We start from the raw sequence: 18,533 nt of genomic DNA on the forward strand, positions 1-18,533 counted from the left end.
AAAAGTGTTTTCATCATGCATCCGATACATGCTCAATTACTTGGTTTAACACCACTCAAGCTCAAAGCTCGCTATGATACGCAAGTTGCTTCGCAAGATGAGTCAAATGCCCCAATCAATTTGCAGCTGACAGCGCAATTGACAGAAGATATTTGTCTTGCTTTAAACTGTACTGACTTAGTGGTGGTGCTAGGTGATTCAATCGCCTTAAATGGCAGTACACTGACACTGCCTAGTGACATATTGAATGCCCAGCAAAAGCAACATCTATGGCAGGTGATATCTCATGCAATATCAGCATAAAGACGCACTCGGAGAGTTTCCGTTAGATAAGGTCATGGAGATTGAGAATGCGTGCCACAGCCATCCGTGGAGCGAAAAAACACTCGTCTCATGCATTGGTGGACGCTACTTTAATATGTGTCGCGATAGTGAGCAGGGGTTGATTGGGTACTTTATCGCTGAGCGAGCGGGCCCTGATTATACTTTGATGAATATCTGTGTACATCCAAATAGCCAAGGCCAAGGAATTGCAACTGAGTTAATGCATGCCTTGATCGCTTGGTGTCGAGATGAGCAGGCGGAAAACTTATTTCTTGAAGTTAGAGCATCGAATACACCAGCGATTGCTTTGTATGAAAAGGCGGGTCTGCATGTGATGGGTAGAAGAAAAAACTACTACCCGACTCAAAACGGTAAAGAAGATGCTATTTTAATGGGGCTACAGTTCACACAGTGAAGAAGCGACAAGCAAGCTTAACGAGCGGCTTGTAGTTGAACATCTTCATTGTCTAGTGTGTATTGTATTGCTTGTGTAAGCTGCAGTGTGGTGTATTGCCACTGTGCTTTGTTATTACCTTGCAAACTAATCTCCAGATCTCCAGCTGCACTGTGGATGTTACTAAAGCCAAAGCAGCCCGCACTACCTTTCAAGCTGTGTGCTAGGGCACGCAGAGATTCCCACTCTTGGTTTTCATAAAGAGCCTCTACAAGATCGAGTTGCTCAGGCAGCTTTTCTAGATAGTTCTGGCTTATCTGCAAGAACTTTTCGCTTTTGAGCAGGTTATTCCACTTAGAGGCATTTTCGCTGGCGAGCTCTAAAAACTCGAGTAACACCGCACCTAGTTTCTCTCTATCAATTGGTTTACCAAGAGTGGCATTGCACCCTGCTGCCAAGTAGGTGTCAATATCATGCTTCATGATGTTTGCTGTCAGTGCGACAATAGGTCCGTCATAAGCTGCATGTCTAAGCATTTCTGTTGCCTCTAAGCCTCCCATTACTGGCATTTGCATATCCATCAGGATCAAGTCGTAATCATTGATGAGGGACATCTCGACAGCCTCTGCGCCGTTATTGGCAATATCGGGTTTGAGCCCCCAAGAGCTTAATAGTAAAGAGATCAATTCTTGGTTATCTTTGTTATCTTCAGCTAAGAGTATTGTCGCCTCTAGCTGAGTCTCGGCGAGCTTTTGTGAGCTGCTGGCTTGGCTATGGGTGTGGGTATCACACTCAATCCACTCAGTGTCGTGACCTGCATGGTTTGCAGAAATGGTAACAGTAAATGTACTACCATTGCCTTGCTCACTGCTGACTTGTACATCTCCACCAAGTAGCTGAGCGAGGTTTTTGGAAATACACAAACCAAGTCCTGTGCCGCCAAACCGTCTTGTGGTAGTGGTATCAGCCTGCTCAAAAGGTTTAAACACCCGTTCCATCTCACTTTTAGACATACCAATACCAGTGTCTCTGATAGTAAAGATAAACTGATCATGCTGAGTGTTAAAATCAATATTAATAGAGATAAAACCCTGCTCAGTAAATTTGACGGCGTTACTGGCAATGTTAAGCAAAATCTGTTTTAGGCGTGTCTCGTCGCTGTTGAGCACTTTTGGCAATGGGAATGTGTAATCAAGGTTAAGCTCAAGATTTTTTTCGTCAGCGAGAGGCTGAATAATAGACTCAATATCTTTTATTAAAGGTAGGAACTCAATTCTATTTTTTTCAACTGCAAGTTTTTCGGCTTCAATTTTAGATAAATCAAGAATATTGTTGATAAGTTCAAGTAAGTGCTTTGAATTTCGTAAAATAGTGTCTAGGTGTAAATCTGCATTTTTAGCGCCAGGATTGTGTAGCAGTTGTTCAGTAAAACCCATGATTGCAGTTAATGGAGTACGGATTTCGTGGCTCATATTGGCTAAAAAGCGACTTTTAAGCTGGTTTGCTTGCTCAGCTTCTGTGATTGCGACTTCGAGCTGGCTGTTCATTTCTTCTAGTGCTCGGGTACGGCTTTCTACCTTTTCTTCAAGGTGAAGCTTATAGTCTTCCAGTTCGCCTTGGAAATCACGGATCTGCTTTACCATGTGATTGAAATCATCAAACAAGGTGCCTACTTCGTCGTCGTCATGGGCTGGCAAGGATACTGATAAGTCTCCGTCACCGACACGATGGCTGGCCTCCCCAAGTAGCTCAATTGGCGTAAGTAGTAGATTACGTACTACGATAAAGATGAGTACAGGTAAAGTCACCACGGAGAGAATAACAATCAAAGCTGTGATCAAGCTGATCGCTTTACCAGATTGATAGAGAATGCTTTTGGGAATAGTAGAAATATAATAATAACCGCCGCTGAGCTGCGCGCTATAGGTCATACGCTTTAGCCCATCTACCGAGGGAAGTACGACTGAGTCTAATTTCCCCCTATCTGCCAATGAGCTTATCTGGGCCATCTCCTCATCAGATAGATAACTCGATGTAAACTGCTCATCAGAAGAGAAAAGTACTTCGCCCTGTGTGGAGACTAATAGGTTTAATGTATTGTCGTAGGGGGCTTCAAGTATGCTACTACTGATAATTGAGGGAGCGACTCGGACAATAATATAGCCCTGACGTTGAGGCCTTTTTAGGTGAAAGTTGACGCTATAAATCTGTTGCACAAAGTAGAGTTGTGTTCCGCCTTCTTTGGCTGGCAGCATATACTGTTGTTGTCTTAAGTTGCTTTTTAGAACTTGATCAAAAAAAGGGTAATCATCTGGCGCAAAGCTTAAATTACTTGAATAGAAAGCATGGCTTTTACCATCGGCATCGACAAGATTGATACTAAGTATATCTGGATAGGCTTCACTGTAACTAGCAAAGACATCCATAAGTGCACCTAAACGTTTTGTTTTTAGTTTGTGTTCATCAGATGATGTAAGAAGTGTACCCAAGCGCTTTTTTTGAAGCGGTTCTTTATCGGGTGGAGAGAGTAGATAATCACTGAGTACTGGAGATGTGGAAAGCAGTTTTGTGGTTGATTGATATATTTCCATGTAGTTGAACATTTTTTGCTGTTGTTGTTCAACAAAACGGCTAACAATGAGTTTTGCTTGTTTTTGAGTAGAGCTAGTTACATTGGTGAGCGTAAAGCCACCTAAGAACAGCAAAGGCAAAATCACTAGCGGTGTGATATACCAAAGTAACCTGATACTGAGCTTACTGGTTTTCATCTTTCCCGATATCCATATATTCTTTAAAAGTCCGTCAATTTATCCATTCATTGTGCAATATTGGATCATATGATGGCTTGCCTGATTTCTCAAGTTTTTGCGCTGTGTCGGGTGATGTTTGGGTTTAAATTAAAAGTACGGTGGCAGTGCAGGGGTTGGCAAAGCTTGAAGGCAAGGTAAAAAACCTTGCCTTAATTTATTTACTTAGCGCTAAAAAAGCCTATTTCTGATAGCTGAAGTAAGTTATTACCATTATTGTCAGTAGCAGTATGCGTTAAGTCAATACGGTAATGGGTAAACGCAGTGGTGTTTTCAATACGAAAAGTGCGAGTTTGAGTACGTTCAGTAAATTGTTCAGATTGACGTGTATCCAAAGTATGCCAATGGATGCCGTCATTTGATCCATGAAGCGTCCAGCTTGACGGGTCTCGTTCTGGAGCGTCGTTTCCACTGGTTATGCTATATGCACTGAGAATACGAGGTTGGTCGGCAATAAATTGTAGCCACCCTTTGTCTGTTAGTGCAACATACTTGTTTTTATAATTACCATCAAATGCGCTCTGATAACCTTCGCCCCATTGACTAAACCCTTCATGCTCTGCGCTCAGTTCACCACCTAGTAAAGCAAAGTTTTCTAAAACGACAGGTAAAGTTGCCGTAGCTCTATCGGCTAACAAGTCGATTTCAGCGATTTGAAACACTGAATCACCATTGCTTTGTTGACCACTGTTCATGAAGTTGAATCGAAAGTATTGGTAACTTGGCACTTGGTCGACTGCAAATTCTCGAGTTTCTAACCTTTGATTAAATACCTGATTAGATTGACTATCCACTTCATGCCATGTGACTCCATCTTGTGAGCCCAATAGCGTCCATGCACTTGGATCTCTGCTTGGTTGATTATCGCCGACAGTGAGTCTATAAGATTTAAGTTTTCCTGCGCCATGGGTAGAAAATGTTACCTCAGACTGATTATTTATCGTCAGGTATTTAGTATAACGGTCGCCATCGATTGCTTTTGCAATATCATAGATAGGGTCTGCAGGCTGTGCTGAGGCACTTATATCTGTGCCTAAACTGACTAAACTAATTTGATCTTCAGGGATTGCGGGGGCTTCAGGTGCAGCGCCCAGTGTTGCTTGGTACTTCTGCCACAGGGTATTAATATCTTGATTTAAGATGCGTTTAAATGCTTCTTCTAATGTCCACTCCCAACCTTCACGTTGACTCGTTAGCACCATTTGGTTGATCTTATAAGTAAAATCATCATCATAATTGTCTTGAACCCATGATAAAAAGAACCCAGTATTGGTGTAACCACCTAGCCAGTTTTTAGACGGTGAAGGGCTGCGTGTAGCGTGGAAACCAGCTCTGATCCGAACGAGATCAGCAATGCCTTCAACGATGGCGTGAGTTTCATTTCCATCGGCCATTGCGCCTGTTGGAAAGTGTTGATAGCCGTGAACAAGCTCATGCCAGAATACACCGAGCAATTCGTAAATAACTTCTTCATCGCTGGCGTTGGCTAAAGATTCCGTAATATATTTGGTACTGAACGCAATTTCCATATTTCGGCCAGAGCCAGCTCGGTAAGCAAGGGTATCCATCCACTTAAGACTAAATGTTACTGAGTCAAATTCAGGTGATTCACCATAGTGCTTATATAAATATTGATTTACTTGTAACGTAACGTCATTGATGGTTTTTTCTAGATTAGGGAATAGCCTATTAATACGTTTATAGCCTTCACTTTGCGTATCTTCGTGGGCAAATTTAATTTCAGGATAAGCAAATCCGTGCCAAGGATTTACGGGGTCAACCACTTTTACTTTGTGACTCGCCGTGTCACTTTGGCCATGCCAATTATATGTGACTAATTCTACTGTTTTTACACCTGGCGTATTAAAGGTGACTTGTGGGTCCTTAGCTAAACTGGTTGTTGGTGTGCCTTGCTCAAACCGCCACTCAAAGCTATTTGGTTTATTGAGACTGGTGTCTTTCAGCGTCAATGCTTCACCTATAAACACTGTGCTTGCATCGCTAGCAATACCAGCAATAGGTAGTTGCGTGTTGGTAAATAAATCAATTTCAGCAATTTGTAGTAAATCATAACCCCAATCATCCGTGCCTTTGTGAGTCATATCAAAGCGATAATGTTGATAAGGCTTTACCGTATTTAAATGATAGGTTTTTTGCTCGAAACGCTTACTGAAAGATTGCTCGGACTGTGTATCGATGACATGCCAGTTTTCGCCATCGTTAGAACCTTTCAGCGTCCATGTGTGTGGATCTCTCCCCGGAGCGTCGTTTGCGGATGTGAGTTGATATTTCGCCAAACTCTGTGGCTGTGTTAAAGAGACTTGCAGCCACCCCTGTGGTTTGAGTGTGACGTATTTAGTGCGGGGATCGCCATCAAAGGCATTACTGATAGCTTCTCCTGCAGGAGACTCTATTTTTTGTTCACTGAGTACTATGTTATTGCTAATTAGGCTCATTTGTGAAATTGGATCGTTCTTTTTATTATGGGCAACTTTAGCCCAGACTTGGCTTACATCTGGGACTTCATTCAATGTCCACCATTTAGCTTCAAATAACTCGCCCTTATAGGCAACGATGTGACCTTTGGTGTATACCTGCGCATGCAACCAAGGGTTTGGGGTATTATTTTCATGATTGATGAATTGTACAAACTGCCATGCCCCTGAAGTATTAATGGCGGGCGAATCGCCCTCAGACCACCAGTTTGCTTGATAAATTGCACCTTGGTGCGTGACTCGCTGGCCTTTTTTGTAGTTGTTTTTATCTTGCCATTCGTTGATTTCATTTGTGTGTGACGGTGAATGTGTATGGCCTGTGTGCGCGTGTATAGATACAGATTGGATAGCAAGTGCTAAAGCACAAAGTGCAAACCTTTTCATGATTAACTCCCATTCTCTTGATTGTTATTTTTTGGAACGTTCCATTTATTATTGGCACAAAATAACATCAATTCAAAGCATTAATTACACTAAAGAAGAGATAAAACAGAAAAAAGTAGGAGGTTAAGTTACAAAGACAATAAAAAAGCCGGAATAACCGGCTTGTTTATTTCGACAGATAAAATTAGCTATCTGCACGACTCATGAATTTAACTTCAGTCGTGTTGATTTTGATTTTATCGCCTGTTGAAATGTGCTCAGGCACTTGGACGATTAGGCCTGTTGTAAGTGTTGCCGGCTTTGTACGCGCACTAGCAGATGCACCTTTAATTGATGGTGCAGTTTCTTCAATCACAAGCTCTACGCTGGAAGGTAAGTCAACCGATACTGGGCTGCCTTCAACAACCACAACAGATAGACCTTTAGTATCTTCATTGATAAATAAAACCTGTTCTGAAATTGCTTCTTTATTTAGGTGATAAGGGGTGTAGTCTTCCTCATCCATAAATACATACTCTTCACCATCGATATATGAAAACATCGCAGGGCGACGTGTTAAATCAGCTAGCTTAAGCATTTCTTCTGCTTTAAACGTCTCGTCCACTTTACCATTGTTGACAACATCGTACATGCGCATGCGGTAAAGACTACCACCTGCGCGGCCCTGTGGTACTGAGCGCTCAATATCACGTACAATCATAACGCGGCCATTGTATTCAATCGCTGCATGTTTCTTTATTTCACTGGCCTTTGGCATAGTAATTCCCAAATTTATTTTGTTTTGCAGCAAACTAGCATGAAGCTGACTCTAGGCCAAGCGCCACTTGCATTTTATTGTGTTGTAAAGCACTGTTAGAGTGCATGCAAAGCAGCAATATGAACGAGCCTAATCCAGATGGAGAATACGATGGAAAAGTGTGTGAATGTTAAATGCCAATGTGGAAAAGTGCGCGGTGTTGTATCATGTGGCAATCGGCTTTTTCACAATCGCGTGGTTTGTTACTGTGATGATTGCCAAGCCTTTGTGAAACACTTAGCGAAGCAAAATATTCTCAATGAATATGGCGGTTCAGATGTGTTTCAAGTGAGCGCGTCACAGCTTATATTCACACATGGCATTGAAGAAATAGCTTGCCTTACCGTCACGCGACAGGGCGTGCATCGTTGGTTTGCAAAATGCTGCAATAGCCCTCTGGGTAATACCATGAACGCGCATTGGCCATTGGTTGGGCTATTGCACAGTTGTATTGAAGAAGATTTAGATGAAGTAGTTGGCCTGCCCTCAGGTAGCGTCTTTTGCAAATTTGCAAGTGCAGAGATTCCAGCAGAAATCAAAGGGCCTTGGTCACATAATCGGGTGGTGGCCAATTTGGTATTGAAACTTGTGCTTTGGCGACTGCTGAGAAAAAATTCACCATCGCCTTTTTATCGACAAGGCAAACCTCTGGTAGAACCTTATTGCCTTGTCGATAAAACAGAATAGGGGCTATAGTGCGTATAACGTCGCCATCTCTTGATAGCTCAGTCCAAATTGTTTTTTAAACCAACTGTTTACGAATTCATTATTGGGGGTGATTTTACCGCAGCGTAAGATATATTCTCCTTGTTGTGCACCGATTAAACCATTGCAATGGGTGTCAATCCAAACGCGATCTAACTGAGCTTTAAAATCTTGTTGCAATGTACTTAATTGTTTATCAAGTTTACTTTCTACATCTAAAAAGGATGCTTTTATGGGCTTGATTTTCAACTGAGGGAAGTTCGTTTGATGACTCTGTGTATAATGTGTCTGACTATCATCGACACGAAACTCAATGTGTTGTTGTGCAATGACGCCTTCATACTGTGCATTGACGCTAAATTGTTCAGTGAACTCGGTGACGGGATATCGAAATGCTTTTTTCACTTCAACATCTAGCGTATCAGACGGGTTGGTTTTACTTTGCTTTTCTTCAACGAGTGTGAAGTGAGTGTGTCGATTAACAAGCTTTGCTTTTCTAGTATGCTCTAAGCTTGCGTTAAATTTGAGTTTAAATTCGTTTTTACCGACAGGGTTATACCACAGACTTTCTCGAAATATTTGTTTTAATTCTGATGAAGCGGTTTTGAGTGAATTAGACTGCCTGCTGGTGGGATGCAAGTTCACCTTGAAGCGAGGTGTAAGCTTTATACTTGAGTAACGAGTTGGATCTTGAGTGATTGTGGTGAACTCTTGTGGTAGATCCCATGCCATACAATATTTTTCTGTGAACTGGCGCAAATAAAAGCGTTCATTGTTCGTTTTAGTCGACATGCGTGCACATTGAGCATGCGCTTTATTTTGCAATGCTGCATGATATGGTTTGAACTGGCTGTGTAATTGAGCATTACTGATTAAAAAAGCATACTTATGTTCAAAGTAGCGAAATTGATCAGGAAATCGAGACTTACTAAGTTGTTGAGCGCGCTGCTTTAACCACAATGTGGCATAATCGATTTCTTCATTTTGCGTGTTAGCGATAGGCCCAAATGGTTCAATTTGCCAAGCAATTTGATTGCGTAATAAAGATTCTAATTTAATGACTGCACCAGTTGGGTTGCCACCTAACCTTAGCATGCGAACATCGATTAAGCCTTTATCTAAAATCTTATTACGTGCTTGGAGCAGACCTTTTTGCGCTTCAATATCGTGAGGGTCTTCTTGTAGTGCTTGTTCATAGTATTCTGCTGATTGCGTATACATACCTGCTTGAAACAGGTTATGCCCTTTCTCCACTAAGCTTTTGCAACCACTTAGGGCGAGTATCAGCATAGGTAACATCAATACATTTCTCACTTCTGCCTTCCTTTTTCTCTGAATGAAACGGCTCAGACCTTTGCTGTCATACCTAGCAATCAGTCTTTATATTTATATATACGATTACAAGTATAGGTGGAATGTTAACCTATTATTATATAGTAAATGTTAATTTGTACCTATGTCTATGACTACTGAGGAAAGTTAGTGTAAATCTTGGCTGAGCGCGAACTCAATGGAGTGATAAAAGGCTCAGTAGAGCCTCATGCTAAAGCGAATTTAGTAATTTAGATACTGCTTTGATCACTTGTTCACTGTGGGAGTTAATGAAGAAGTGGTCGCCATTGAATGCATGTTGAGTAATCGGTAAAGCTGATAGCGCCTGCCAAGCGTTAATCATAGGTGGTGTTACATCAATATCCTCATGGCCGAAAAAGACATCGATAGGAACCGGTAGAGGATGCTTTTCGGTCTGATAACAATCGGCAATTTCAAAATCAGCACGTAGTAGGGGTAAAAATAGCTCCATGAGTTCCGCATTGTCTAACACTTCTTTAGGAGTACCGTTGAGTTCTCGTAGTTTAGTGATGAATTCGGATTCCGGTAGATGATAGATAGGCGTCTTATGATTTTCTAAGTGAGGCGCTCGACTACCTGATGCAATTAATTTCTGCGGCAGTGCTAGATTATTTTTCTGTAACGTTAGAGCGAGCTCATAAGCCACTCTACTTCCCAAGCTATGGCCGAAAAATACATTAGGCTTTTGCGTGATAAAACTACTGTGTAGCATTAGCTCGTCAATAATTGAACTCATTTTATTGTGGGGAGCTTCCATTAAGCGTGCGCCGCGCCCTGGAAGTTGTATCAAAACAAGCTCAACATTGTTTGGCAGTTTATTAAGCCATGGCATAAAGATATTAGGTGCGCCGCCTGCATATGGAAAACAAAATAATCGCAGGGTTGCATGTGGGTTAGGTTTCGGAATTAAAAAGAGTTTTGTCATTAGTCATATTTTTATTATTTGTTGATGGCGCTTATCCTAGCAATTTGAGCACATTTGTATAGTGGGGTTTTTGTCATGTATTAATAATTTAAATATGACGCTAGGCTACTAGCGGATATGTAACTTCACAATGCAACCGAATTTTGCTTAAAACAGAGCATCTAGAGTTTTTTGTGTAAATGTGACACAGATTATCGGCAATTTATACGCCGATAAGTTGTTAAAATAGTCAGGATCAGAGACAATATGCGGATATGTGTTCACAGTCGAGTGTCAGCAGCTAATAGATACACTCAGATAAGCCAAAAGTAGAGTTTTCAATGTCAAACAACAGTATCCAGCAAGAAGTATCGCTTCGCCGTACTTTTGCCATTATTTCTCACCCGGATGCGGGTAAAACCACCATTACAGAGAAAGTACTTTTATTCGGAAAGGCGTTACAAAAAGCCGGTACGGTAAAAGGTCGTGGTTCAAACCAGCACGCAAAATCTGACTGGATGGAAATGGAAAAAGAGCGTGGTATCTCGGTAACAACCTCAGTGATGCAGTTCCCGTATAATGATGCATTGGTAAACCTACTAGATACCCCAGGACACGAAGACTTCTCTGAAGATACTTATCGTACACTGACTGCAGTTGACTCATGTCTAATGGTGATCGATGCGGCAAAAGGTGTTGAGGATAGAACACGTAAATTAATGGAAGTTACTCGCTTACGTGACACGCCAATCGTGACTTTCATGAACAAACTTGACCGTGATATCCGTGACCCAATGGAAGTGATGGACGAAGTCGAAACAGAACTGAATATCATGTGTGCACCTATCACTTGGCCAATCGGCTGTGGTAAAGAATTTAAAGGCGTTTACCACATTCATCGTGATGAAACGATTTTATATGCAACGGGGCAAGGTCATACCATCCAAGAAAAACGCATCATTAAGGGTTTAGACAATCCAGATCTAGATGCCGAAATTGGAGATGAGTTAGCTGAACAGCTACGTGAAGAGCTAGAGTTGGTGATCGGTGCATCAAATGAGTTTGATCATGAGTTATTTTTATCGGGTGAGCTAACACCCGTTTACTTTGGTACAGCATTAGGTAATTTTGGTGTTGACCATATGCTTGATGGTTTAACAGAGTGGGCGCCGACGCCAATGCCGCGTCAAACTGAAGAGCGTGAAGTAAAAGCTGAAGAAGAAAAGTTCTCAGGCTTTGTATTCAAAATTCAAGCGAATATGGACCCTAAACACCGTGACCGTATTGCCTTTATGCGTATTGTATCGGGTAAATATACTCAAGGTATGAAGATGGACCATGTACGTATTGGTAAAAAAGTCAGTATCTCTGACGCGGTAACCTTTATGGCGGGTGATCGTGAGCGTGCTCAAGAGGCATACGCTGGAGACATCATTGGCTTGCATAATCACGGCACAATTCAAATAGGTGATACCTTCACGCAAGGTGAGAAGCTGAAATTCAGTGGTATACCAAATTTCGCGCCAGAATTATTCCGTAGTATTCGTTTAAAAGATCCGCTGAAGCAAAAGCAGTTGCTAAAAGGCTTAGTACAGCTGTCAGAAGAAGGTGCTGTACAGGTATTTAGACCACTACAAAATAACAGCTTAATCGTAGGTGCCGTCGGTGTGCTTCAGTTTGATGTGGTTGTAGCGCGTCTAAAAGCTGAATATAACGTAGATGCAATTTACGAAAGTGTAGCGGTACAAACAGCCCGTTGGGTGACGTGTGACGACGATAAGAAGATGGCTGAATTCAAACGTAAGTGCGAAGCAAACTTGGCCCTTGATGGTGGTGATAACTTGACTTACATTGCACCTAGCCGTGTAAATTTAAACTTATCAATGGAACGCTATCCTGATGTTAAGTTCCACCATACACGTGAACACTAATAAGCGCTTAAATTGAATTTAACCTTGCTGGTTTGATGGCTGGCAAGGGTCACAGGATAACAAATGAATATCAAAACTCTATTAATTGAAAAAGCTAATGCAGCGATGCAAGCTGCGGGCATTCCAGAAGGTACAAACCCAGCGGTTACACAATCTACTCGTCCGCAATTTGGTGATTACCAAATCAATGGCGCAATGGGTGCCGCAAAAGCATTAAAAACGAATCCGCGTGAAGTTGCACAGAAGATCATTGATAACTTAGATATCGACGATGTTGCTGCAAAAACTGAAATTGCAGGACCAGGTTTTATCAATATTCATCTAAAACCTGAGTTCTTAGCATCTAGCTTAGAATCAGCTAACCAAGATGCAAAACTTGGTGTAGCAGAACACGCGACGCCACATAAAGTCGTCGTGGATTATTCATCGCCAAACCTTGCAAAAGAAATGCACGTTGGTCATCTGCGTTCGACCATCATTGGTGATGCCGTTGTGCGTGCCCTTGAATTCCGTGGTGATAACGTTATCCGTCAAAATCACATGGGTGACTGGGGTACTCAGTTTGGTATGCTTATCGCACACCTTGAAGATTTACTTGAGCAAGGTATTGATCTTGAGGCGGTGGCACTGGCTGATTTAGAGAGCTTTTATCGTGATGCGAAAAAACGCTTTGATGATGAAGAAGGTTTTGCGGATAAAGCCCGTGACTATGTTGTAAAATTACAAGGTGGCGATGCGCACTGTGAAAAATTGTGGCAGTTATTCATCGATACATCAGTAAAACACTCTGAAGAAGTTTACCAAAAGCTGAACGTAACCCTTGGTCGTGAAGACATCAAAGCAGAGAGTGCATATAACGCGCGTCTTAATGGTGTAATCGAACTGCTCAAAGAAAAAGGCATTGCGGTAGAAGACCAAGGTGCACAAGTAGTATTCCTTGATGAATTAGCGAATAAAGATGGTGAGCCATCAGTATTCATCGTACAAAAATCAGGTGGTGGTTTCTTATACTCTACAACAGATTTAGCGGCGTGTGATTACCGTTCGAATGAGCTTGATGTTGACCGTATCTTGATTTTTGTAGATGCTCGTCAGGGTCTTCACTTCAACCAAGTTGAGATCACAGCGCGTAAAGCAGGTTTATTAAAAGAAAAAACCAGCTATGAGCCAAGCCTGTTTGGTACCATGATGGGTGATGATGGTAAACCATTTAAAACTCGTACAGGTGGTACGATTAAGCTTTCAGATTTGTTGGATGAAGCGGTTGGCCGAGCATCGGATAAACTTGCTGAGCGTGCTTCTGAGCTGTCAGAAGAAGCACGTGCGGAGATCGCCCGAAAAGTAGGTATTGGCGCGGTTAAATATGCCGATTTATCAAAGCATCGTACCAGTGATTATATCTTCAATTGGGATACGATGTTGAGTTTTGAAGGCGCAACAGCACCATATCTTCAATATGCATATACACGTGTTAAGAGCATCTTCCGTAAAGCAAATGTGGATAGCGCAACCTTGGCTGGTAATATCGCTATCATAGAGCCGCAAGAAAAAGCACTTGCGCTTAAGTTGTTGCAGCTGGAAGAAGTGCTTGATTTAATGATCAATGAAGCGACGCCACACGTATTATGTGGTTACTTATACGAGCTTGCGAGTTTATATATGTCTTTCTACGAGGCGTGCCCTATTTTGAAAGACGATGTCACAGAACAAGCAAGAGAAAGTCGCTTGATGTTATGTAATTTAGTGGCAAAAACACTGCACACAGGTCTAGATTTGCTAGGCATTGAAGTGATGGAGCAAATGTAAGCTTTATCTATGTGTGATGTTGAAAAAGCCGCCACTTTAGGCGGCTTTTTGTTTATGTAATACTTCCTTTGAGTGCAAAGAGAAGTCGTTGAAATATGCTAAGGAATCGCCAAGATGAAATTAGATGATATCCGCAGAGAATATGTGCAAGGTGGGCTGCGTCGAGAAACTTTGCAAGATGACCCTATTGAGCAATTTGAGATTTGGTTGAAGCAAGCGGTTGAAGCCAAGTTCAGTGCAGATCCAACAGCCATGGTGGTTGCGACTGTTGATAAAGATGGTCAGCCTTCACAGCGCATCGTATTACTCAAAAATCTAGATAAAAATGGCTTCGTATTTTTTACTAATACGGGCTCAAAAAAAGCACAAGATTTGTCTGAGAATAATAAAATCTCTCTACATTTCCCTTGGCATGCAATTGAGCGACAAGTGATTGTTTATGGTGAAGCTAAGCCTTTGAGCACTGCAGCTGTGGCAAAGTACTTTTTATCTCGCCCAAAAGAGAGCCAGCTAGCTGCTTGGGCTTCTCAGCAGTCGCGTCCAGTGTCATCAAGGCAGGCATTGATGCAAACATTTGAAGGGATGAAAAGTAAGTTTTCTAAAGGCGATATTCCCTTACCTGATTTTTGGGGCGGATACTGTGTTGTGCCACATAAAATAGAGTTTTGGCAAGGTGGAGAGCACCGCCTTCATGATCGCTTTATGTATGTGAAGCAAGCAGATGGTAGCTGGTCTATTGAGCGTTTAAATCCGTAAATGCGCTTTATAGACAGTCATTGTCACTTGGACTTTGACGAACTTGCCGATAACTTAACGGAATATATGTCAGATGCCTCAGCGTCTGGCATTGAGCGGTTTGTGGTGCCAGGTATAACACTTGCGCAAAGTGAAAGTTTACTGACGTTTCAACAGCAACACCCAAGTTGTCATATTGCATTTGGCTTACACCCATACTTTTTGACTGAACGAAGTGTAGAAGACATGCCACAGTTGGTTGCATTGGCAGTGCAACATAAAGAAAAACTGGTGGCTATTGGGGAGTGTGGTATCGATAGTCATTGCGATGACTTGGCAATGCAACAAACACTATTCAAAGAACATATTAAGTTGGCTAATCAATTAGGCTTACCGATTATTGTCCATCATCGCCAAAGCCATCACTTAATTGCACAAGCGTTTAAGCAAGTGGCCCCTCAATTTGGTGGTGTGATCCATGCATTCTCTGGCTCGCAGCAGCAAGCTGAATATTATATTAAGTTAGGATTTAAACTGGGTATTGGTGGCACGATCACTTATGCACGTGCGAGAAAGACCCGTGATGTCGTTAGCTGTTTGCCATTATCTAATTTTGTATTAGAAACCGATGCGCCATCAATGCCGGTTTGTGGGTTTCAAGGACAGATAAATGTGCCAGTGCGTTTGGTGGATATTTTTGAACAGGTATGTCAGTTGCGAGTTGAACCACCAGAAGTCATTGCGCAAGCTCTATATAAATCGTCCAGAGAGCTTTTTTCGCTTTGACGTCTGTAAGTTTACTCTAGCCTTTACTGCATTGAGTAAGTTTTGCTAGCGCCCCATCATTCGTTGATATCTTTTTCGGTCTTATTCTCTTGTGCACTTATGTTAATGTGCTTTTTGACATCACGTCGCGTCAATGCTCTGCCTATTTGCCAAGTAAACACTCCGACAATAATGAGCATGAGTAGCACGATACGGCCAAGCTGATGAAAGTGCTTATGGCTCTCACTCATCGCAGCGTCAGTCAGGTACTCAATACTCACAAAACCAATCGTGCGCTCATTATCTATAATTTGACTGACAATAGCATCTTTACTTGGGTTGATGCCTGCGAGTCCATCTGGCAATCCAGCAATAACAGGTGCTTCGGTGAGACCATCATTACCAATGACAAATTGCCCCTTGTGGTTGTATACCGCCACAGATAGTACATATTCATCGCTAGCAAGATGATTACTTAGTGCTCTGAGTCTGGGGGTATCCATCTTGGTAAGCGGTTCAATCACATTTAATGCAAACTGATTTATTAAGCTTTGGCCTGTGTGATTGGCATTGGTGTGTAGTAACTGATGAGATCGAAAACTGGTATTGGTTGCAATCCATAGCAGCGCAATCAAACAGCCTGCCGCGATAATAAGTCTCAGTAATCGTTTACTTTTTGATGACTGTAAAAAGGTGTTTGCTTGCGTATTTTTCATAGTTACAGCTTGTTGGCTGACATTATTTTCATTAGATGTTAAAAAGAGCCTATACCGCTATGAGGAGCGCTCAATGCCAATGCAAAATATGATAGATGTCGACCAACTTGACGTCCGCCCTGTTGAAAATCAACTTACCTTATCAAAGTGGTATGAATTTGAAAATGCCCAATCTGTGAAAGTGGGAGGATTAACAGAGGAATCAGTACACTGTATCGCGTTTTTTGGTAAGGCTATTACAGGAACACTTTTAATCGAGTTTTTAACCGCCTTGGAACTGGTCAATATTGTGCCTACACAGGTGTGTGTATACCAAGCACATGAAGACTTACCAGCGGGGGTCGCCATCATGGCACGTTGTCCCTCTGGTGAGTTGCCTAAATTAGAAGTCCGCCAAGCAGCTGGTAGTCTTGGTTGTCAAGGAGCAGTACTACCTTGTTTGCCTCAGCTACATACTCCAGGTTTACTGGTCATGGACATGGATTCAACAGCCATCGAGATTGAATGCATTGATGAAATTGCCCGTTTGGCCGACGTATATGAAGAAGTCGCTTCAGTCACCGCAGAGGCCATGGCTGGTAAATTGGCATTCAGTGAAAGTCTGCACAAGCGAGTGGCGAAGTTACAGGGGATTGAATTGAGCTTAATCTCACCGCTTAAAGAAGACTTACCTTTAATGTTGGGTATTAAGCAGCTGTGCGAGGTGTTAAAAGCACATCAATGGCGATTAGCAATTGCATCGGGGGGATTTACTTGGTTTGCAGAGGCGCTGCAATCTAGATTGGATTTAGACCATGTATATGCCAACACGCTAGAAATCGATGGGCAAAGTCTTACTGGCCGCGTCATCGGAGATATTGTGGATGCTGAGAAAAAGGCTGAGGTGTTAAATGCCTTACGTGCACGCTATGAAGTGGGTATAGGGCAGACACTCGCGATTGGTGACGGCGCAAACGATCTTGTCATGATGGCCTCGGCTGATTTAGGGGTCGCGATTCATGGCAAGCCCAAAGTAGTAGAGCAGGCCGATGCTGCAATTTGTGAAGGTTCATTATTGCAATTACTGTATTTTTTGACAGTTCCATTACCTTAACTTCTTGGTTCATAATCTGATGGGTCAGTTTGTACCTAAAATACATACTGACTAAGAACATACAATGATAACAAGTGAAGAAGAGGAAATTAGAGATGAGCACAAGTTAACCCTGTGAGAAGTTGTCCATCTTGACGTTGATTTTAGGACAGCTTCTCCCTCACCTTTGTTATCCATTCTGCAAACCACTCCCTATCTTGATACTATTTAAATTTGCCAATTGGCTTCAATCTGTATAGCCCCTTCTGGTCTGACCATTTTTATTTTTCTTTGCAATCATTTTTAATTGTATAAAGTTTAATCTGAATGGATGTCAAAAAAAGGATATTAAAAGCGATGAAAAGGTGTAATTTTGACAGCCGAGCTTGATTTTGATAACTTATTGTCCAAATTTGGTATGACCAATTTACCTACCTGGTCACAATATACTAAATGATTAAGTAAATATTGCTAAGTTTTAAAGACTTACGATGTAACGTAGGGACTTCATACTTAGCTGGTGGATATAACCCAAACTGGCGTGTTATCAATGTCTTTGAAGATTAAAGCTGCGAAACTCTCGGATGTGATTTTAGAGCAATTGGAAAACATGATTTTAGAAGGATCATTGCTTCCTGGTGAAAAGCTTCCTCCCGAACGAGAACTTGCTAAGCAGTTTGAAGTATCCCGCCCGTCGTTAAGAGAGGCGATTCAAAAACTCGAAGCCAAAGGGTTAGTGACGCGTCGCCAAGGTGGCGGCACGTACGTTAAAAATCAGCTAGAAGAAGGATTAACTGATCCACTTTTTGACTTGATCAGTAAACACCCTGAGTCTCAGTTTGACTTACTTGAATTCCGTCATGCTTTAGAAGGCATCGCTGCTTATTATGCTGCGCTTCGAGGCACAGACAATGACATGGATAAAGTAAAGCAAAGCTATGACAATATCGCTGAGGTGGGGGATGATTTAGCCCTAAAAGCCAAAGCAATCAATGCATTTCATTTCACTGTAGCAGAAGCGTCACATAATGTGGTGTTACTGCATCTTGTGAGAGGAATGCAAACGTTACTTGAGCAAAATGTATTGCAGAACTTAACCGTATTGGTGCAAAAGTCAGATGTGAGCGAACAACTTGCACAGCACCGAGCGGTATTGATGGATGCCGTGATCCAAGGTGATCCGGAAAAGGCGAGGCTTGCGAGTAACGCACACCTAGCCTTCATCGAAGAAGCATTACTTGAAGCGGGTAGAGAACGCTCTCGTATTGAGCGGAGTCTGCGTCGCACTAAGCAGCAATAAGTTAGGTAAATTCGGTCTTTTAAGCAAAATCGAGCAATTATGCTTG

General features: G+C 42.0%; 15 protein-coding genes. 9 read left to right on the forward strand and 6 right to left on the reverse strand.

The window, feature by feature from the left end; all coding sequences use genetic code 11:
* Positions 1 to 15 precede the first annotated feature (15 nt).
* The gene (locus QNM16_RS15180; RefSeq protein ID WP_284021301.1) at positions 16 to 303 is read left to right on the forward strand and encodes a hypothetical protein; all 288 of its coding nucleotides are present in this window, start codon (positions 16 to 18) and stop codon (positions 301 to 303) included.
* A complete protein-coding gene (rimI, locus tag QNM16_RS15185; protein ID WP_284021302.1) occupies positions 287 to 739 on the forward strand; it encodes a ribosomal protein S18-alanine N-acetyltransferase in 453 nt (150 codons plus the stop codon). Before QNM16_RS15180 ends, rimI begins: the two co-directional genes overlap by 17 nt.
* A gap of 17 nt (positions 740 to 756) precedes the next feature.
* Here the strand turns inward: rimI and QNM16_RS15190 are convergent, their stop codons facing one another.
* From QNM16_RS15190 to efpL, 3 genes are all read right to left on the reverse strand, one after another.
* Positions 757 to 3,486: an ATP-binding protein gene (locus QNM16_RS15190; RefSeq protein WP_284021303.1), complete on the reverse strand. Its 2,730-nt coding sequence runs from the start codon at positions 3,484 to 3,486 to the stop codon at positions 757 to 759.
* Between the two features lie 200 nt (positions 3,487 to 3,686).
* Positions 3,687 to 6,404, reverse strand: coding sequence for a basic secretory protein-like protein (locus QNM16_RS15195; RefSeq protein ID WP_284021304.1), 2,718 nt, complete (start codon positions 6,402 to 6,404; stop codon positions 3,687 to 3,689).
* 184 nt (positions 6,405 to 6,588) lie between these two features.
* Positions 6,589 to 7,161 (reverse strand): elongation factor P-like protein EfpL, encoded by a 573-nt coding sequence (gene efpL / locus QNM16_RS15200; RefSeq protein ID WP_039612087.1) that lies wholly within the window; start codon positions 7,159 to 7,161, stop codon positions 6,589 to 6,591.
* Positions 7,162 to 7,311: 150 nt separating this feature from the next.
* Here efpL and QNM16_RS15205 point away from each other — a divergent pair, with 150 nt between their 5' ends.
* Complete coding sequence (locus QNM16_RS15205) at positions 7,312 to 7,887, forward strand: DUF6151 family protein (RefSeq protein WP_284021305.1); 576 nt, start codon at positions 7,312 to 7,314, stop codon at positions 7,885 to 7,887.
* A 3-nt stretch (positions 7,888 to 7,890) separates the two neighbouring features.
* Here the strand turns inward: QNM16_RS15205 and QNM16_RS15210 are convergent, their stop codons facing one another.
* Together QNM16_RS15210 and QNM16_RS15215 are read right to left on the reverse strand one after the other, a co-directional pair.
* On the reverse strand, positions 7,891 to 9,219 hold the full coding sequence (locus QNM16_RS15210; protein WP_284021306.1) for a hypothetical protein: 1,329 nt from the start codon (positions 9,217 to 9,219) through the stop codon (positions 7,891 to 7,893).
* A gap of 229 nt (positions 9,220 to 9,448) precedes the next feature.
* The gene (locus QNM16_RS15215) at positions 9,449 to 10,183 is read right to left on the reverse strand and encodes a thioesterase II family protein (RefSeq protein WP_284021307.1); all 735 of its coding nucleotides are present in this window, start codon (positions 10,181 to 10,183) and stop codon (positions 9,449 to 9,451) included.
* Positions 10,184 to 10,503: 320 nt separating this feature from the next.
* On the opposite strand from QNM16_RS15215, the gene prfC reads away from it, so the two are divergent.
* The 4 genes from prfC (at position 10,504) to QNM16_RS15235 (ending at position 15,420) form a co-directional block, all read left to right on the forward strand.
* The gene (prfC, locus tag QNM16_RS15220) at positions 10,504 to 12,093 is read left to right on the forward strand and encodes a peptide chain release factor 3 (RefSeq protein WP_063362491.1); all 1,590 of its coding nucleotides are present in this window, start codon (positions 10,504 to 10,506) and stop codon (positions 12,091 to 12,093) included.
* 63 nt (positions 12,094 to 12,156) lie between these two features.
* Positions 12,157 to 13,899 (forward strand): arginine--tRNA ligase, encoded by a 1,743-nt coding sequence (gene argS, locus QNM16_RS15225; RefSeq protein WP_284021308.1) that lies wholly within the window; start codon positions 12,157 to 12,159, stop codon positions 13,897 to 13,899.
* Positions 13,900 to 14,013: 114 nt separating this feature from the next.
* The gene (pdxH, locus tag QNM16_RS15230) at positions 14,014 to 14,655 is read left to right on the forward strand and encodes a pyridoxamine 5'-phosphate oxidase (protein ID WP_284021309.1); all 642 of its coding nucleotides are present in this window, start codon (positions 14,014 to 14,016) and stop codon (positions 14,653 to 14,655) included.
* The gene (locus tag QNM16_RS15235) at positions 14,656 to 15,420 is read left to right on the forward strand and encodes a TatD family hydrolase (protein WP_284021310.1); all 765 of its coding nucleotides are present in this window, start codon (positions 14,656 to 14,658) and stop codon (positions 15,418 to 15,420) included.
* Positions 15,421 to 15,476: 56 nt separating this feature from the next.
* Here QNM16_RS15235 and QNM16_RS15240 read toward each other — a convergent pair whose 3' ends face one another.
* Entirely contained in the window at positions 15,477 to 16,115 is a 639-nt protein-coding gene (locus tag QNM16_RS15240) for an AhpA/YtjB family protein (RefSeq protein WP_284021311.1), read from the reverse strand.
* Between the two features lie 79 nt (positions 16,116 to 16,194).
* On the opposite strand from QNM16_RS15240, the gene serB reads away from it, so the two are divergent.
* Both serB and pdhR read left to right on the forward strand, forming a co-directional pair.
* Positions 16,195 to 17,208, forward strand: coding sequence for a phosphoserine phosphatase SerB (gene serB, locus QNM16_RS15245; protein ID WP_417710135.1), 1,014 nt, complete (start codon positions 16,195 to 16,197; stop codon positions 17,206 to 17,208).
* A 529-nt stretch (positions 17,209 to 17,737) separates the two neighbouring features.
* The gene (gene pdhR / locus QNM16_RS15250) at positions 17,738 to 18,487 is read left to right on the forward strand and encodes a pyruvate dehydrogenase complex transcriptional repressor PdhR (protein ID WP_039612079.1); all 750 of its coding nucleotides are present in this window, start codon (positions 17,738 to 17,740) and stop codon (positions 18,485 to 18,487) included.
* Positions 18,488 to 18,533 lie beyond the last annotated feature (46 nt).

The organism is Pseudoalteromonas umbrosa (assembly GCF_030125375.1).
In the GTDB taxonomy this organism is placed as follows: domain Bacteria; phylum Pseudomonadota; class Gammaproteobacteria; order Enterobacterales; family Alteromonadaceae; genus Pseudoalteromonas; species Pseudoalteromonas umbrosa.